This is a genomic window from Micromonospora sp. NPDC051141, assembly GCF_044455765.1.
Taxonomy (GTDB): domain Bacteria; phylum Actinomycetota; class Actinomycetes; order Mycobacteriales; family Micromonosporaceae; genus Micromonospora.
Genome location: NZ_JBITFD010000017.1, coordinates 114,311 through 130,942, shown reverse-complemented (window position 1 = coordinate 130,942; position 16,632 = coordinate 114,311). Strand labels below are relative to the sequence as shown.

The following is a 16,632-nucleotide window of genomic DNA, read 5'->3' as shown; positions in this document are numbered from 1 at the left end:
GGTGATGCGTATCCATTTCACAGTCGCCGATGTCGCGAGGGTGCGGATGGTCACTCTCGGTCCATTGGCCGAGCTGCAGCTCAGCCTTCGGAAGCTGCAGCAGCCGGGAAGCGAGATTCTGTTCATGCCTTGGCGTACCCGGGCGGCCTCGGGCGCTCGGCTACTGCCGCCTGATCTCCGGGACGCCGCCCGCTTCCTCGCCCCGCCTTCGGCCCCACTGGTCGACTTGTTCACCCTCGTAGGCGCGGCTGACAGCTACGCCGAAGGGATTGATCGGCTCTGCCAAGCTCCGGCCGGACCGTTGGATCGCGAGTTCGCCCTCGCACCTACTGCCGCCTCGGCCCGTTCGCCCTGGATTACTGGCTTCGCGCACGGCGACCGCACAGCCCGCCCCCGACTGACAGGCGCTCTGGCCGACTACCACGCGCTGGCCATCGCACCGTACTGGTCGAGAATCCGCAGGTTGCTCGACAACGAACGCGCGGCGCGGACCGCGGTCATGGTCGCCCAAGGGCTGGACGCGATGCTGGCCGGTCTGGCCCCGACTCTGCGCTGGAGCCCGCCGGTCCTTGAAGTTTCCACTTCCCCTCGGACGTGGACGCCTGGCGACCGCACTTCCGCTATCACCGAGATTCACCTGCGAGGCCGCGGTGTGCTGCTGGCCCCGTCGCTGTTCACCGACGCGGACGATCTCGGCCTCTACACGCCGTGGAACGACGACCCCGCTCTGCTGATCTACCCGGTCGATCTCGACGCATCCACCAGCATGCGGCTATGGCAGCCTGCCGAACAGGCCGGTGACGTCGCCCTCGCCCGACTGCTCGGCACGACGCGAGCCGCCGCACTACGCGTGATCGCCGACGGCTGTACGACCACGGGCCTCGCCCGACGACTCGGCATCACGCCCGGCGGGGCCAGTCAGCACGCGACAGTCCTGCGTGAGGCGGGACTGGTGGTTAGCCACCGCCATCGCAACACCGTCCGGCACGCTCTCACCAGCCTCGGGGTCGAACTGCTCAACGCGACCTGACCGAACGTGGCGGCGCGCTGTGGTGGGGATGCGCGCAGCTGAGGCCCCCGACCTGCGTCGAGGGCTTCAGTGCGAGCGCGTCAGATCGGGGTCCCGGACCAGGTGAACGACTCCCACGGCCCGACCGAGCCGAGACGTGCGCGCAGCGACCAGTCCGGGTAGTCCAGTTGCGCCGAGACGTACAGTCCGGCCGCCCAGGAGTAGAACCAGGTCGAGTTCCCCGCTCCCAGCGGACCATTGTTGGCGGGCGGTGCGATGGTCGAGAAGTTCTCCCACGGCCCGGGGGAGTAGTTGTAGTTCCGGGCCCGCAGCAGGCCGCGACGGACGCCCGTGTAGTCCCCGCCGAGTTCCGTGCTGACATAGGGCAAGCCGTCGTACTGGGAGAACATGACCGTCCGCCAGTCGGACCCGTCGCGGCAGACGCCGAACTTCTCCCACTCGCCGATCGCGGACTGCGCGGTGGCCGCTCGCAGCAGACCCTTGGCACCCACCACGCCGAAATCCGCCTTGACGTACCGACCGTTGCCCGAGGATCGGATCGTCACGTCCACCCAGCAGTCCATGGTGCTTTCGAGGGTCTTCGCAACTGTCGGGTCACCACCCGACAGCACCGCCGCTGCGCGTTGCCTCAAGTCCCCGGCCGGCGCGGTCGACGCCGCCTGCGCAGTCCCGTTGACCATCGTCATGCTCAGCACAACCGCCACCAACCCGACGGCACCGGTCCTCCGCCACCGTTGGATACCTGCCACACATCTGTGAACCATCGACGCTCCCTCGTTCCCTTCGCAGTACCGACTTCGGAAACACGCCTTGCCGAGGGCCGGACGCCTGGTGCCGGAGAGCCGGACCACCCGCCGCCCCGAGGCCATCGACCGTGTGTCACCAGCCTCTTCGCGTCACCACCGCCCCTCAATGAACTTCTGCGGTGGCTAAAACACCGCCGCCCGTGAGCCCGACGGACGCGCCGCCGGAGCACCGAGCGACCATCAGGGCCACCCGCCCTGGCTGGACGCGACCAGATCACGTGCTGGTACTCCAACCGCACCCCGTGAAGTTGAAGTCTTCGCTGGCAGGGCTCTGTTCTGGTGCGGGGTACTGGTGTCGGCGTCGCCACCGTGACTAGCGATGGATGTGGTCGAAGGGGTCGGGGGTGGTGGTCAGGTGTGCCAGGAGACGTCGGCCAACTTGGAGCCGGGACCCGAACCACCACCTACGCCTCCCTCCAGCAGTGGCCTCCCGTCACACCCGGGTGGGCGATCGTCGCGGGCATCGGCTCGACGATCACCATCGGTGCGGTCGCCGGCATCTACCCAGCGGTTCGGGCAGCCCGCATGCCTCCCACCGAGGCACTCGGCAGCGGGTGAGGAAACCTCCGGCCGGGTGTCCGTCTGATCGGCAGGACGACATCGAGTGGGGGGTCGACGGCGGCCGATTCTCGAGCCGGCACAGCGGTGTCGATGAGGACCACCGGGCGCGTCACGGAACGGCCTGGAACGTCCTCGGAGCAGGGTGACGAAACCTTGGAAGGATCTTATGAGAAGAATGCGACTGGGCTTGGCCGCGGCCGTTGCAGTGGCCCTGCTCGCGGTGACGCAGCCGGCAGCCACGGCAGCCGAAGCGCCAGTGGTCGGGCCGGCCTGGACGGCCTCGGACCTGGACTACCACTGGCGCGGCCTTCCCACCTGGAGCCAGGGCTACGGGCCGATGAGAAACCTTGCCCGACAGGCATACAAGAACGACGACTCGCTGCACTATGAGACCCGTAGATATGGGATCAACATCGGGTGGACCGACTGGCCGAGGTCGCAGATCTATGTGTACGGCGAGGGGCTTCCCCGTGATGCGCCGATCACGCCGACGACCAGGGTCGCCCTGTACTTTCCCGGCGGCGGATATCTGAAGCACGGCGCCCGGGAGTGGGGCATCGGGCTGGTCTGGTCCAGCACCCCCGTGTACGAGTGGCTGATCGAGCCGGCCGGATCGTCCGGCGATCAACTGGTTCACAACATCGGCACGCCTGATGCGTCCATTGATGCGTACCTGGCGATGGGCCCGGACACCGGCGAGGGGCCGATGCTGCGGTGGGGTCCCGGGCCCGTCCGGTACTAGGAGTGGTGTGTTTGTTCACCGGCAGATCGTCGGATGGTGACGGAACTATAGGAGTAGAAGCGTGATGATGGCGCTGAAGCGGTGGGGGGCCGTGGCGGTGGTTGCCGTGGCCGCCGCACTGCCCGCCGTGCCTGCGAGGGCGGCCGGCAGCTACGGCCCCGGTTATTGCGAAGCGGCAGATGGCAAGTACTGGCACGGCCTTCCCACCTGGAGTGGGGGCTACGGGCCCATGAGAATAAGCGAGGGGCCCGGCGACAACGCCTACAAGTACGGCAGCCAGCCCAAGGGAATCAACATCATCTCGACCGAGTGGCCGCAGTCGCGGGTAACCGTGCTCGGCCAGGGCCTGCCTGGTGACGGCTGGGTCACCCCGGAGACGAATGCTGCGATCTACATGCCGGGGGGAGGTTACCTGAAGTACGGCGTGCGCGAGTGGGGCATCAATCTGGTGTGGTCGGCCACGCCTGTGTATGAGTGGCGGATCGTGCCGCACGAGTGTGGTCAGCGGATCCTCAACCTGACGAGGGGTGCCTACCTGGTCGGTCAGATGCAGTACGGCGTCGACTGGGGCTGGGGACAATTCGAGGAGTGGGAGGGCTGACCACGGCCGTCCGTGCCATGCGGCTTCCTGTGTACGGCCTGGCCGCATCGTCGTTCGGCTAGGGCTCTGGCTGCCCCGGATCGCCAGGATGGTCAGGCAACTGCGGTGGATGGGCGTCCGCCCCGGCGGATGCCCATCTCGCGGGTCAGGCTGTGGCGATGGCAGGACCTGTACGCGGGCAGCCGCTGAGGGCACGATTCGGCGGGTCATCCATCGGCAACGAGATGGGGAGGAAGCACCGGTCGGAGTGCCGCGGCTCGGGGCGCCGTAACCGGCTCGGGCGTGAGCGGACGCTCACCGGAACCTGCGGGCTCACGCCCCGTTCGGCGGCCGTGCCGTGATGAGCTCGGCGAACAGTTCGGCGGCGGCGTCCAGGACGTCCCGGTCGCCGGTGATCAGCAGATCCAACAACAGGCCACGTGTCGCGGCGAGACTCAACCGGGCCCGCCGCCTGGCCTCCGGGCCGGCCCAGCCGAAGTGGGTGAACAACTCCTCGACGGGGCCCGCCCAGGCGGCGATGACCGAGGCGCGGAATGGGTCGGTCCAGGATTTCTCGAACAGGGCGTGCGCATAGATCTCGAAGAACAGCCGCTCCGCCGGCGCCAGGGCCGGGTCGGCCAGGCGCCGCCAAAAGCGGCGGCTCACCTCGACCGGGTCGTCAAGCTCCGCGGCGAGGGCCGCCAGCGCGGCGCGCTGCTCCGCTTCGACGCGTCGGACGACTTCGGTGAGCAGGCCCTCCCGGCTGCCGAAGTGATAGAGCAGCATGCGATGGCTCGTGCCCGCGCCGGAAGCGATCTCGCGGAGGCTGAGCTGGCTGAACCCGCCCTTTTTCAGAAGATTGACGCAGCGGTCGAGCAGCGACTCCCGGGCATCACCGGCCACCGGTGCGGCGTGCCCCTTCGGTCATGGTGTCCCCGGCGGCCTCGTCGGTCGGGGCGGGCGACGGGATGGTCCCTGACTCCGCAGCCGCCTTCAGCGCGGCCGCCTCCATCCGCAGGTACCGTCGCGTCCGCGACGCGGTCAGCACGCCGACCAGCCAGGCGAGGGCCCCGCTCTGCTCGATGCCGATGCTGATCCGGGTCGTTCCGTCGGGCTGGGCCTCCACCCGGTGATAGGCGAAGGTGTGCACCCCTGGCGCGTGCGTCTCCCAGGCGAACGACACACCCGGTTGCAGGTCGTGGACCCGCCACACGGTCGTGGGGAAGCCGGGTTGGCGGATGCGGAACCGGCTGCCCAGGCCCAGTGTCGGCCGGTCGAGCGGCACCACCTCCGTCATGGAGGCCGTCCATTCGGGCCAGCCCGTCACGTCCGCCACCGCCGCCCAGGCGGCTGCGGTCTTCGCCGTGGTGATGATCGTTTCTCCATAATTCATGTACCAGATGGTACATGCGCTTTCGCTAATGGCAAGACGGGGAGCTGGGCAATTTCGCGTATCGCGGGGACGGCCGCAGTCCACGGATTGTCGTCGGGCACCCGCCCACAACGGGGGCCGACGCATCATCCCGATCGCAATGATCGACACGAACCCTGTCCTTGCCGCGTTCCATCCTGTTCCACGCCGTTCCGTCCGACGGGTTCGGCTCTCGCCGATCGATGCTTTCGTTCGCGGTAATCCGAGAAGGGATACTCGCATTTGTCGGTAAAGGTCCGTACAGATATCGTCGCCGGTTGTGGACGTCATGCAACTGCTTCCGAATCTCTACATGTTCCGCTTTCCCGTGGGTCACGCGTACCTGTGGCGTGGTGCGGACGGGCTGACACTGATCGACTCCGGGGTTCCGGGGTCGGCACCCGCCATCGCGGCGGGGATCGAGAGCCTCGGTCACCGACCGGCCGACGTGCGGCGCCTGCTCCTGACGCATCATCACGTCGACCACGCCGGCTCGGCGGCGGAGATCACGACGTGGACCGACGTGACGGTCTACGCCCACCAGGCGGACACCCCGGTGCTCGAGGGTCATGAGCAGGTCCGGCCGCCGCTGCTGACCGACTGGGAACAGCGCCTCTGGGACGAGGTCCACGGCGGGAAGCCCCCGCAACCCGCCGCCCCGGTGGTGGTTGACCACCGGCTGCACGACGGTGACGTCATCGATCTCGGTGGTGAGCCGGCTGTCGCGGTGGCGGTGCCCGGACACACCGCGGGCAGCGTCTCCTTCCATCTGCCCCGGTCAAGGGTCCTGTTCACCGGCGACACGATCGCGCGACTACCCGACGGGACGGTGATCCTCGGGGTGTTCAACGTCGATCCGGAGCAGGCGGCCGAGTCCATGAGGCGGCAGGCCGACCTGGATGTCGAGATCGCCTGCTTCGGGCACGGGGAGCCGCTGACCCACGGGGCGTCCGCTCCGCTGCGCGCTGCTGTGACGCAGCTCGGCGATCGCCGCCCGGGATGACCGGGACCAGGCCGTAGCGCAGTCGCGCATCCGCGCACCGACGGACCGGACGCCGGTGGGGAACCAGCTGGAACGGACCGGCACGGCATACCCGCGAGACGCAACGTGCCTGGAAGGAGCCGTTAGTGAAGACGCCACCGCACTCCGCCGAAGACAGGGTGAGGCGGTTCCCCCGCCTCCTGATTCTCGCGGCGCTGCTCGGAGCGAGCGCAGTCGCGGCCTATGTGGGTGACACCTCTCCCGTCGAGGCGGGGACGCAGGCCCTCCGAGACTCGTGCCCGGATTGGGCCTGCGGTCAGAACCACAACCAGGTCCTGCTGTAACCGATTTCGACAGCAGAGGAGAGATGAAGTCATGACGAGGATGTACCTGGCGGTGCTGACCGGCGTCGCCGCCCTGGCCCTGGCGATCGGCGCGGTGGCCGTATCGGCCGGCGACACCACCGAAGCCGCGCCGACCGCCGCCGGTGGGCTTTACGTCGGCCCGCACCCGGCCGGGCCACCCGGACAGGCCTAGCGGCCCAAGCGCCGTGCACGTCGACGTGCCGGTGGACCTGGTCCGCCGGCACGTCGTCATACGCGGCCTGCCGAGGAAACAGCCGTGGATCAGAAGGCAGACAACGCGCTGCGCGCCGTGCGTCGCCAGGCGGCCGAGGGCGACTACGCCTCGGCGGCCTCGACGGCGTCCGCCGCGATCGAGGCGCTCGAGGCCGGCTCCGGTGACCGCGACCTGCTTGTGGTGCTGCTCAACGAGCTGGGCATGCTCTTCAAGTATCTCGGTCGTCTGGACGAGGCGGAGCACCTCTACGACCGGTCGCTCGCACTCCTGTCCAGGCCGCCGACGAGGACGGGTGACCTCGCCGCGGTGCTGCACAATCAGGCCGGAGTGGCGTACGCCAGAGGGGACCTGGGACGCGCCGAGCGGCTGGCGCGGCTGGGCATCGCCGTCCGGACCGGCCAGACGCAGGTCGACAGGCGGGCGTTGGCCGCGGACGACGCGGCACTGGCGGCGATCCTCATCGATCGCGGCTCGTGGAACGAGGCGAGACGGCTGCTCGAAAGCTGCCTCGAACACCACCGCCGCGAGTACGGTCCCGCGCATCACGAGGTTGCCGTCACGCTGCACAACCTGGGGTCCCTGATGTTCCGCGAGGGCGACGCCGCAGCGGCGAGCAACACTCTGCAGGAGTCGCTGAGCATCAAGGTGACCTGCCTGGGTGAAGACCATCCTGACCTCGCTCCCACCCTCTACAACCTTGCCCTCTGTCGTGAGGCGGTGGGCGACCTCGACGGCGTGCGTCCCCTGCTCACCTGGGCCGTGTCGATCCTGCGACCCCAGGTGCAGTCGTCGCAGGCGACCTACGTCGCATGCGTGCGGAAACTGGCCCGGCTGCCAGCCGAGGTCCCGGCAGCAGAGGAACGCCGTGGAACGCGTCGTCCACGACCGAACACCGCGTGACGGACGTCCGTCACCGGCATCACCCATGCAGAAACCTCGGAAAGGTACACGTGAAATCGTCGGAAGTGCGAAGAGGCGCACGTCGCGTCACCACGGCGGTGGTCGCCACGATGGTGGCGCTCACGGTGGCTCAGCCCGCCCGGGCGGACACCCTGGACAAGCTTGAGGAGTACGGCAAGTACGCCGGCTACGCGAAGACCGCGTACGACGTCTACAAGACCCTGCTGGGCAACGAGATGACGCTCGAACAGGCGGTCAACGAGCTGCAGGCATCGATCGCCCAGGTCGGCGAGCAGGTGGCCGAGGTGCTCGACGAGATCGGTGAGATCGCGGCGGCCGACGTGGAGACCTGCACCCGCAACGCGGTGATCACGTTCGCCGACCTCGAGGCGCTCAGCCCCGACAACGCCCAGGCGTTCGCTGTCCAGGCGACCGACTGTGTGGCCAAGGCCAGGGCGTACATCAACGTGGTGGACAACCGGGCCGCTGTCGATGTCATGGGATTCGCGGTGAACACGGTCGGACCGATCGCCCTGTTCGCCCGGGCGAACGCCGGCTTCAGCACCAACCTGCTCAAGGACGAACTCGTCGCGGCGAACCAGCGCAACATGGAGCGGCTGGAACCGACGTGCGGGGCGACGCCGCTGTGGGGCGACCGGCCCGTCGACCCGAATCCGCAGCCGGTGGAGGTGCAACTGCGCTGCACCGCCTTCAACCACGACGGCTACGACGTCGTCACCACGCAGTTGCGACGCGGCGATCCGCTTCCGGCGTTCGACTACAGCAAGGCACGGGACCGCGCCGTCGAGGTGAGCAGCTACCCGACCTCGCGTGCGGTGTTGGCCTCGCTGCGGGGCCCCGGCCCGGCCAACGGATCCTCGATCGCGGCGGCGGCCGGCGGCGACGGCCTCGTCCGGCTGTGCGGCGCCTCGATCCACGACTCGGTGCACTGCCGCGCGCAGCAGCAGCCCGGATCGGCGACCTGGAACGCCTGGTCCCAGCTCGACGGGCAGCTCAGGTCCATGGCCGTGGAGAAGAACGACGACGGGCGGCTCGAACTGTTCGGCGTGAACAAGGAGGGCACCCTCTGGCACCGCTGGCAGACCACGAGCGGATGGTCGGCCTGGGCGTCGCTGGGTGGTCCGTTCACGTCCGTCGCCGTGGCGCGCAACGGCGCGGGTCGCCTCGAGCTGTTCGCGACGAACCAGGACAGCCAGGTCAGCCACCGCTGGCAGAACACCAGGAACACGACCAGCGACTGGTCCAACTGGTCGACCCTGGGGATGACCGCTCGCTTCGTGGCCGCCGAGGCGAACGGCGACGGCCGCGTGGAGGTCTTCGCGCTCAACGCGGCGGGCGAAGTCTGGCACCGCTGGCAGATGCTTCCCAGCGGCTGGTCGAACTGGGACCGGCTCGACGGCACACTGAAGACCGTCGCGGTGGCTCGCAACGCGCAGCAGCGGTTGGAGATCTTCGGCACCAATGCGCAGGGGATGCTGTGGACCAGGGCGCAGCGCGCCGATGGCAACGGCTGGTCGTCCTGGAGCCAGCTGAACGGGACCTACTACGGCGTCGCGGCCGGGTCCAACGCCGACGGCCGGGTGGAGCTGTTCGCGGTGGACGCCGCGGGCAAGGTGTCCAGTAACCACCAGACCGCCTCCGGTTGGAGTGGCTGGGCCGCGCTGGACAACGGTCTCAAGATCAGACCCTAGGTCGGGCCCGACCGCCTGACCTTCCTCGGCGGGCGACGCCCGACGCCCGTCTGGGCACCCGCCGCCAAGGAACGCGATGGAACGTCGGGTGGGTGAGCGAGGACAACCGTGACGAGGCCCTCGGAACAGTGTTCCGAGGGCCTCGTCACGCCGTCCCTGAGACAGGCACAACAGCCGGCGGCGCGTGGACGCCCGCCGGGCTCAAGGAGGCAACGATGACAAGTCTGCGGGCAAGGGTCCGTGGCTCGGCACGGTCGGCAAGACGGTGTACGGGCTGGGCCGCGGCTGCGGTGATGGTGGTGGCGACCGCCGTGTCGGTGGTCGCCGCGCCCGCCCCGCCGGCCCTCGCCGAGCCGATCAGCTTCGACCTCGGTACGCCGGCGCTGACCAGGAACGCGTTGGGCGCCATGGAGTTGTTCGCCACGGACGGCGCCGACCGGGTGTGGCACCGCTGGCAGTCCGGGCCCAATTCGGCCTGGAGCGGCTGGAGCCAACTCGACGGGTCACTGCGCTCGGTCGCTGCCCAGAGCAACGGTGCCAACCACGTCGAGTTGTTCGGCATCAACGACCAGGGCCTGATCTGGCACCGATGGCAGCTTCCCGCGGGCGGCTGGTCGCCCTGGACCTCGATCGAGGGCGAGCTGACGTCCCTGGCCGTGGCCCGCAACCAGGACAACCGGATGGAACTCTTCGGCACCAACAACCTGGGCCAGGTCTGGCATCGGGCCGAGACGACCGCCGGGTCGCACACGTTCGGACCGTGGGCGCTGTTCAACGACGGCCTGATGCGGACCGTCGCAGCGGAGACCAACGAGGACGGCCGGGTCGAGCTGTTCGCCCTGAACGACGCGGGGGAGATCTTCCACCGCGCGCAGACCCGCCCCGCCGGTTGGTCGGCGTGGGCCAAGCTCGACGGCACGCTGACGTCGCTGGCCGTGGCGAAGGCGGCGGACGGCCGCCTGGAGCTGTTCGGGGCCAACGCGGCCGAGCAGATGTGGCACCGCCGGCAGATCGACAGGGGCGGCGCCGGATGGACGGGCTGGGATTCGGTGCCCGGCCAGGCGCGCGCCATGGCGGCGGAGGCGGACGCGAACGGGCGGATCGCGCACGTCGTCATGAACGGCGCGGGCGAGAGCCTCGTGCGCGTGCAGCAGCAGGACGGTTGGTCGGACTTCACCACGCTCGCGGGTGACCTCGCCCCGCTGTACTGGATCACCCACGACACCCAGGCCGAGCTGTTCGCGAACGCGGTGACCGTTCCCCACGCGATCATCAAGATCGTCGGCGACGTGAACCTGGACCTCAGCGGCCGCGAGTTCATCCGTATCGCGGCCGGCGTGCAGATCCTCGGCGACACCTCGGTGCACCCGCGCGGTCCCCGCCTGTTCACCACGTCCTTCCCCCGGGTGCTGTTCCAACTGGGGCACGACCCGGCCCAGGTGACCTCCGACAACGTCCGCATCAGCGGCATCCGCCTCGACGGCGGGCAGGGTGAGGAGCCCGCGGAGACCGAGGAGGAGGACAGCGACGCCATTCGGATCTTCTCCAGCCGCAACGTGCAGATCGACCACAGCGAGTTGTACGGCTGGCGCGGCTCGACCGTCCTGGTCGACGACGGCCAGGGGCGGCTCGGCAAGGACGACGACCCCGTCAGCATGGTCCGTGTGGTGGACAACTACATGCACCACAACCAGCACCAGACCGGCGACATTTTCGGTGGCGGTCACGGGGGCGGGTACGGCGTCGCGGTGCGCAACGGCGGCTTCGCCCTCATCGAACGCAACGTGTTCGACTGGAACCGGCACGCGGTGGCCGGCGACGGCCGCGAGGGCAGCGGCTACCGCATGTACAACAACCTGGTCCTGCCCAACGGCGGCTGGAACACCGACGTCTACCACACCCACATGATCGACATGCACGCCCGGGACTCGTGCGGCCTGAGTAGCTTCAACTGCGGACTCGCCGGTGAGTTCATGGACATCAGGTACAACACGATCCTCTACAGCGCGGGCACCGGCATCAAGCTGCGCGGTACGCCGAGCATCGGCATGTACGTGTCGAACAACGTCTTCACGCACCGGCAGGAGTTCGGCAACGCGCTCGACGACGCGGCGATGGTGCAGAACGAAACCGGACTGCACGCTTCGGCCAACACCTTCGGGTTCAGCGCGACGACCGGCACCAGGTCCAATGTCTGCGACTTCGACGGCGACGGCACCAACGACACCTTCCTGGCGTCCGGCGCGAACTGGTGGTACCAGTCCGCGACCCTCGGCTGGCACCACCTGCGCCAGTCCACCATCACGGCCGACAGGGTGACGGCATTCGGTGACCGCAACGGTGACGGCCGTTGCGACGTGACGGCGAACGGAACCGTGCACCCCACCGTGGGCTGACCACGTTCCGGGCTGGCCCGGAGTCGCGCCGGGACCGCCGGGGTGGCTCCGGGTCAGCTCTCCATGCGTTTCTAGAAAGGGAGACAGGGTGAGGAAGTCCATCCGAGAGTCGTGTCGCCTCGGGTCGCTGGTCCTGGGCGCGGTAACCGTCCTGGCCGCTGCGGTGACCATGGTGCCGGCTGCCACGCACGCCGCTACCGACCGGGTTCTCGGGCACGGCACGCTGGCCGTGGCCCGGGACGCGAGCGGCCGGCTGACGTTGTTCGGGAGGGACGGCACCGACCGCCTCAGCGTGCGCACGCAGTCCGCCTCGGACGCGCAGGCGTGGACCGCGTGGTCGTCGCTGGACGGCACGCTGCGTTCGATGGCGGCGGAGGCGAACCAGGACGGCAGCGTCGAGCTGTTCGGTGTCAACGCCGAGGGCCGGGTCTGGCACCGGCGGCAGGCGGGCAACGGCTGGTCGGGGTGGTCCGGGCTCGACGGCACGTACCGCTCGCTGGCCCTGGGTCGCAACGCCGACGGCCGCCTGGAGTTGTTCGGCACCGACACCAACGACCAGGTGTGGCACCGGTGGCAGACCGCGGCCGGGTCGACGACGTGGTCGCCCTGGGCCCGGTTGGACGGTGGGCTGCGGTCCGTGGCGGTGGAGGCCAACGCGGACGGCCGCCTGGAGCTGTTCGGGCTGAACGCCGAGGGCCAGATCTGGCACCGCTGGCAGCAGGCCGCCGGCTGGTCGGCCTGGGCCTCACTCGACGGCACGCTGGCGTCGCTGGCGGTCGCGCGCGACCGCGCCGGCTCGCTGGTGCTGGTCGGCACCAACAGCCGCGACGAGTTGTGGCAGCGCAGGCAGACGACCGCCGGGGCGAACAACTGGTCGGCGTGGGCGACGCTCGACGGGAGCCTGCAGTCGGTGGCCGCCGATCGCCGCGACGACGGTCGCATCGAGCTGATCGGGGTCAATGCCCAGGGCGACGTCTGGCACCGATGGCAGAGCGATGCCGGCGGTTGGTCGGCGTGGGCTGCCCTGGAGGGCGACCTGCCGCCGGCGCCGCCGGTGCCGCCGATGTCGAACCCGTCGAACTGGCGCGCGACGACCACGGTGGACTTCAGCAACGAGGACTGGACCGAGGAGGCGCAGGGCCTGACCACGGACGGTGTGAACTGGTACGTCGGCAGCAACGACTCCGATCACCGTCGGCTCTACAAGTTCGGGCCGGGTTTCCCGCAGGGTGACGATCGGGTCGTCGGCTACCTGGCGCTGCCCGCCAACGGCGGTAACCACCTGGGTCCGCCGGTCTGGGATCCGGTGCGACGTCGGATCGTGGTGGCCGTGGAACCGGCGAACGTGTGGGTGGTCGATCCGGAGACGATGCGTACGGACTTCATCGGCCCGCTCGGCGCGGACGGCTACCGGCCGCAGGGCACCTCGATTCCCTGGGTCGCGATCAATCCACGGGACGGTCTGCTCTACAGCTCGGCGTTCGGGCGCAGCGACCAGCCCATCAAGGTCGTCGACCGGGTCAACGTGTACGACCCGGCCCACGGATACCGCTGGCTGCGGTCGATCCCGCTGTCTCGGGAGATCAAGGAGGTGCAGGGCGGCCACATCTCCGCCGGCGGCCACCTGTACCTGACGTCGAACGCGACCTTCGACATCAGCGCCTACGACCTGGCCAACGGCGCGTACGGCGGACGTCGCGTGGTCGACTTCGACCCGTCCGACGACGACGAGATCGAAGGTCTGACGCTGGGCCGCTACGAGTGGGACAGCGGAGCCGAATCGGACGTCGCCGTGCTGGTGCTCGACAACGACCTCGTGAGTGAGGACGACGTCGAGGTGAGGTTCTACAACTCCGGCAGCGGCCTGTAGCAGCTGAGGATCCGAGGGCGGTGGGGCCGGGAGGACCCCACCGCCCTCATCTCGGTTCCACGCACCGCGGGCCGCTTCCCCGAAGGGGGAGCGGCCCGCGGCAGGACGTGCGTGAGGTCTAGCGGCTTCCGCCCGCGTACTCGCCGTAGACGACGCTCACCGCCGTGCCGCCCAGGACCTGCTCGCCGGCCCTCGGGTTCTGGGACAGCACCCGACCGCTGTCGTACCGGTCCGGCACCGACGACGGCGCCTGCGCGCCCAACAGCAGGCCCACGCTCAGCAGGGCGTTCTTCCCGTCGATGAGCATCTTCCCGACGATGTTCGGCACCGTGACCGACTGCCCCACCGGCTCAGCCATCCGGGTCCAGGCGGACCACCCCGAGCTTGTCTGGTAGCGCCGCCACAGCGTCCCGAGTTGGCCGGTGCCCTCCGCCCGGGTGCGTTCCGTCGCGTACACCTCCATCGTTCCGGCCGTCGTGGTCGTCGCGGCCAGGTGACTCATGGTGCCGATCACCCCGCCGAAGGGCTCCCAGCTCGTCCAGGTGGGGTTGGTGGCGCTGGTGTGGTAGCGGTGGAGGATGGCGCCCGTCCGGTCGACGCCGAACAGTTCGAGACGTCCGTCGCCGTTGGCGGCGGCGGCGACCGAGGCCACCGGGGTGCCCAGACTCAGATCCATCCAGCTCGACCACCCGCCGGTCGGCTGCTGCCAGCGGTGCCACACCTTGCCCGCCGCGTTGACGCCGAACAGTGCCAGCCGCTTGTCCTTGAGCCGGGTCATGGTGACCTGACGCAGTTCGCCGTCGAACCGGGCCCACGGCCTCCAGGTGGTGTCGGTGGGACTCGTGTGGGTGGTCTGCCAGATCTGGCCGTCGGCGTCGGTGGCGATCAGTTCGAGTCGACCGTCGCCGTTGCAGCCTGCGGCGACCGAGGTCAGCGGCACGCTGTCGATCTTCACCCAGCCGTTCCAGCCGCCGGTCGTGCGCTGGGCGCGGCTGAACAGCTCCCCGCCTCGGTTGATGCCGAAGATCTGGGTGGTGAGCGCGGCTGTCTGCACGGCGGTGACCGAGCGGAGCGCCCCGTCGAACTGAGCCCACGGGGACCACCCGCCGGGGGTCTGGGTGGCGCGCACGACCTCGTCCCGCCGGTTGACCGCGACCAGTTCCAGCACGCCGGAGGTGTTGGGCGCGGCCGCCAGTGGGGATCCGTAGGCGGGAGTCATCGGGAACGGTGCCTTCACCAGCAGCTCGGCGTTGCGGTCCGCGGGCGTGCCCTCCCGGGCGAGCTTGCCGTCTTCCAGCTTGGCCTGCGGGTCGTTGGCGGCCAGCTCCCGGCCCAGCGAGGCCAGACCGGCCGGGCTGCTGAGATCGCCACCGTTCTGCAGCGGCGCGTCGATGTCGATCATCGTGGTGAAGATCGAGATGGTGTCGGCCTGTTCGGCGACCTCGATGAGGCGGCTCTGGATGGGCCAGTCGATGTGGGAGGCGGTGGTCACCTCCCAGAAGCCACCTCGCCAACTGCTGTCCGGGCGAGCCGCCGGCGGCCGGGGGTGGGCGAGGATGCGGTTCGTGTGCGTGTGCCCGTCCACCATCAGGATGACGTTCGGGTAACACAGGAGCAGACTTCGCAGCTGGTCGCCGTTCATGAACGGCGTGCCGGTCGGATAGTCGAAGTCGTTGGAGATGGTGTCCAGCGTGTGGTGGCAGTAGACGACGATCAGCTTGTCGTCCACGTTCGGGCGCGTCTGCACCGTGATCCGCTGCCCGGGACCGTCGATGGGCTGGAAGGGGAGCCACAACTTCAGATTGCGCGAGCTGTAGGACTCCAGCTTCGAGACGAGCCACTGCCACTGGTCGCCGTCGATGGCGCCGTCCGGGCCGGGCCACTGCGTCCGGCTGGTGTCCAGGCACAGGAACCGCAGTCGGTCGTCGGCGAGGGCTGGAATCTCGTAGTACGTCAGGTCGCTGCCCTGCGTGAAGCCGTGTCCGACCGGTAGGCCGGTGGTGTGGAAGTGCTCCTGCACGAACTGTGCCCGCTCCAGGAGACGCCGGTCGGGATCCGGCGTCACCCCCTCGCTCTCGAGGCCGTCCCACAGGAGCTGGACGCCGAACCCGATACTGGGTTCGCTCGGCAGCGGTGCACGGGGCTTGGTCGGCTTCCGGTCACCGACCGCCATGGCGCTCAGGAAGCCGAGGCCCGGGGTGTCCTTCGGCGCGTTGCCCTGGACCAGGGCGTCGTGGTTGCCGTAGGCGGCGTACCACGGCATGCGAATGCCGTGCGCCTGGAACTCCCGACGCGCGTTGGTGAAGAGGCTGGGCAGGCTGGGAAAAACGCGCGTGTAGCCGGGAGCGTGACCCACATAGTAGCGGTCGAGCGTGCCGTGGGCCTCCTCGTACGCGCGCATGGTGGGGTGCCAGTAGTCGAGCAGCGGCGGCCACTGGTCGCCGGAGACGCCCTCCTCCTTGGTGGGGGAGCCCGAGTTCGCACGGACGGGGTTGCCGTCCATCAGGTCGATGTACCAGCGGAGCTCGTTGTACTGGGAGTTGTCGATCGAGTCGCCCGTGACGACCGTGAACGCCAACGGCAGGTCCGTGACCGGACCCTTGCCGAACTTCTGCACCGCACGGATCGCGGCGTCGCTCATGTGTGCCGAGAGCATCTCCTGCGGCCGGTACGCGCCGGCGGTGCCCCACTGGTGACCGTCGTCGGGGGCGTCCAGGAACTCGACCCGCACCGGCGACTTGTCGTCGATGATGTGCATGTCGCTCACCTGCGCGAACGCGATGAGTGGTCGCTTGTAGCCGGGCTGCGGGTAGAGGGCGAGATCGTCGCGGACGACGTGAGGTTCCCCGGGACCTTCGGCGACAGGGTGGTAATCCTCGGTGACGAGGTATGAGACGGTCCGGGTGAGAGTCGTGACGACCTCGTGGGTGCTCGCGGCGGTAGCCGGGGCGCCATTGTGGCGCAGGATTCCCAGGGGGTCCAGCGCGGCCGCGATCACCCCCAGGCCGCCAACGGCGAGCAGATTCCGACGGGACAGGGGCACGTTTTCCTCCGAGTGTTGCC

At 69.2% G+C, this 16,632-nt stretch carries 13 protein-coding genes; 9 read left to right on the top strand and 4 right to left on the bottom strand.

Annotated elements, in window-relative coordinates:
* Positions 1-4 precede the first annotated feature (4 nt).
* A complete protein-coding gene (locus tag ACIA6B_RS27620; protein ID WP_396777709.1) occupies positions 5-1,030 on the top strand; it encodes a hypothetical protein in 1,026 nt (341 codons plus the stop codon).
* Between the two features lie 80 nt (positions 1,031-1,110).
* Here the strand turns inward: ACIA6B_RS27620 and ACIA6B_RS27615 are convergent, their stop codons facing one another.
* The gene (locus ACIA6B_RS27615) at positions 1,111-1,734 is read right to left on the bottom strand and encodes a fascin domain-containing protein (protein WP_396777707.1); all 624 of its coding nucleotides are present in this window, start codon (positions 1,732-1,734) and stop codon (positions 1,111-1,113) included.
* 838 nt (positions 1,735-2,572) lie between these two features.
* On the opposite strand from ACIA6B_RS27615, the gene ACIA6B_RS27610 reads away from it, so the two are divergent.
* Both ACIA6B_RS27610 and ACIA6B_RS27605 read left to right on the top strand, forming a co-directional pair.
* On the top strand, positions 2,573-3,139 hold the full coding sequence (locus ACIA6B_RS27610; protein ID WP_396777705.1) for a hypothetical protein: 567 nt from the start codon (positions 2,573-2,575) through the stop codon (positions 3,137-3,139).
* A 61-nt stretch (positions 3,140-3,200) separates the two neighbouring features.
* On the top strand, positions 3,201-3,740 hold the full coding sequence (locus ACIA6B_RS27605) for a hypothetical protein (protein WP_396777703.1): 540 nt from the start codon (positions 3,201-3,203) through the stop codon (positions 3,738-3,740).
* A gap of 312 nt (positions 3,741-4,052) precedes the next feature.
* Here the strand turns inward: ACIA6B_RS27605 and ACIA6B_RS27600 are convergent, their stop codons facing one another.
* The gene (locus tag ACIA6B_RS27600) at positions 4,053-4,622 is read right to left on the bottom strand and encodes a TetR/AcrR family transcriptional regulator (RefSeq protein WP_396777701.1); all 570 of its coding nucleotides are present in this window, start codon (positions 4,620-4,622) and stop codon (positions 4,053-4,055) included.
* A complete protein-coding gene (locus ACIA6B_RS27595; RefSeq protein WP_396777699.1) occupies positions 4,612-5,112 on the bottom strand; it encodes an SRPBCC family protein in 501 nt (166 codons plus the stop codon). Before ACIA6B_RS27595 ends, ACIA6B_RS27600 begins: the two co-directional genes overlap by 11 nt.
* 307 nt (positions 5,113-5,419) lie before the next feature.
* On the opposite strand from ACIA6B_RS27595, the gene ACIA6B_RS27590 reads away from it, so the two are divergent.
* From ACIA6B_RS27590 to ACIA6B_RS27565, 6 genes are all read left to right on the top strand, one after another.
* Positions 5,420-6,133, top strand: a complete 714-nt coding sequence (locus ACIA6B_RS27590; protein WP_396777698.1) for an MBL fold metallo-hydrolase — start codon at positions 5,420-5,422, stop codon at positions 6,131-6,133.
* A gap of 354 nt (positions 6,134-6,487) precedes the next feature.
* On the top strand, positions 6,488-6,649 hold the full coding sequence (locus ACIA6B_RS27585; protein ID WP_396777696.1) for a hypothetical protein: 162 nt from the start codon (positions 6,488-6,490) through the stop codon (positions 6,647-6,649).
* Between the two features lie 84 nt (positions 6,650-6,733).
* Positions 6,734-7,591 (top strand): tetratricopeptide repeat protein, encoded by an 858-nt coding sequence (locus tag ACIA6B_RS27580; protein ID WP_396777694.1) that lies wholly within the window; start codon positions 6,734-6,736, stop codon positions 7,589-7,591.
* Positions 7,592-7,656: 65 nt separating this feature from the next.
* Positions 7,657-9,303 carry a hypothetical protein gene (locus ACIA6B_RS27575; RefSeq protein ID WP_396777692.1) on the top strand — a complete coding sequence of 549 codons (1,647 nt, stop codon included), beginning with the start codon at positions 7,657-7,659 and terminating at the stop codon, positions 9,301-9,303.
* A gap of 299 nt (positions 9,304-9,602) precedes the next feature.
* The gene (locus ACIA6B_RS27570) at positions 9,603-11,699 is read left to right on the top strand and encodes a tectonin domain-containing protein (RefSeq protein WP_396777690.1); all 2,097 of its coding nucleotides are present in this window, start codon (positions 9,603-9,605) and stop codon (positions 11,697-11,699) included.
* 88 nt (positions 11,700-11,787) lie between these two features.
* Positions 11,788-13,569: a tectonin domain-containing protein gene (locus tag ACIA6B_RS27565; RefSeq protein WP_396777689.1), complete on the top strand. Its 1,782-nt coding sequence runs from the start codon at positions 11,788-11,790 to the stop codon at positions 13,567-13,569.
* Between the two features lie 118 nt (positions 13,570-13,687).
* Here the strand turns inward: ACIA6B_RS27565 and ACIA6B_RS27560 are convergent, their stop codons facing one another.
* Positions 13,688-16,612 (bottom strand): TIGR03767 family metallophosphoesterase, encoded by a 2,925-nt coding sequence (locus ACIA6B_RS27560; protein ID WP_396777687.1) that lies wholly within the window; start codon positions 16,610-16,612, stop codon positions 13,688-13,690.
* Between the last annotated feature and the right edge of the window lie 20 nt (positions 16,613-16,632).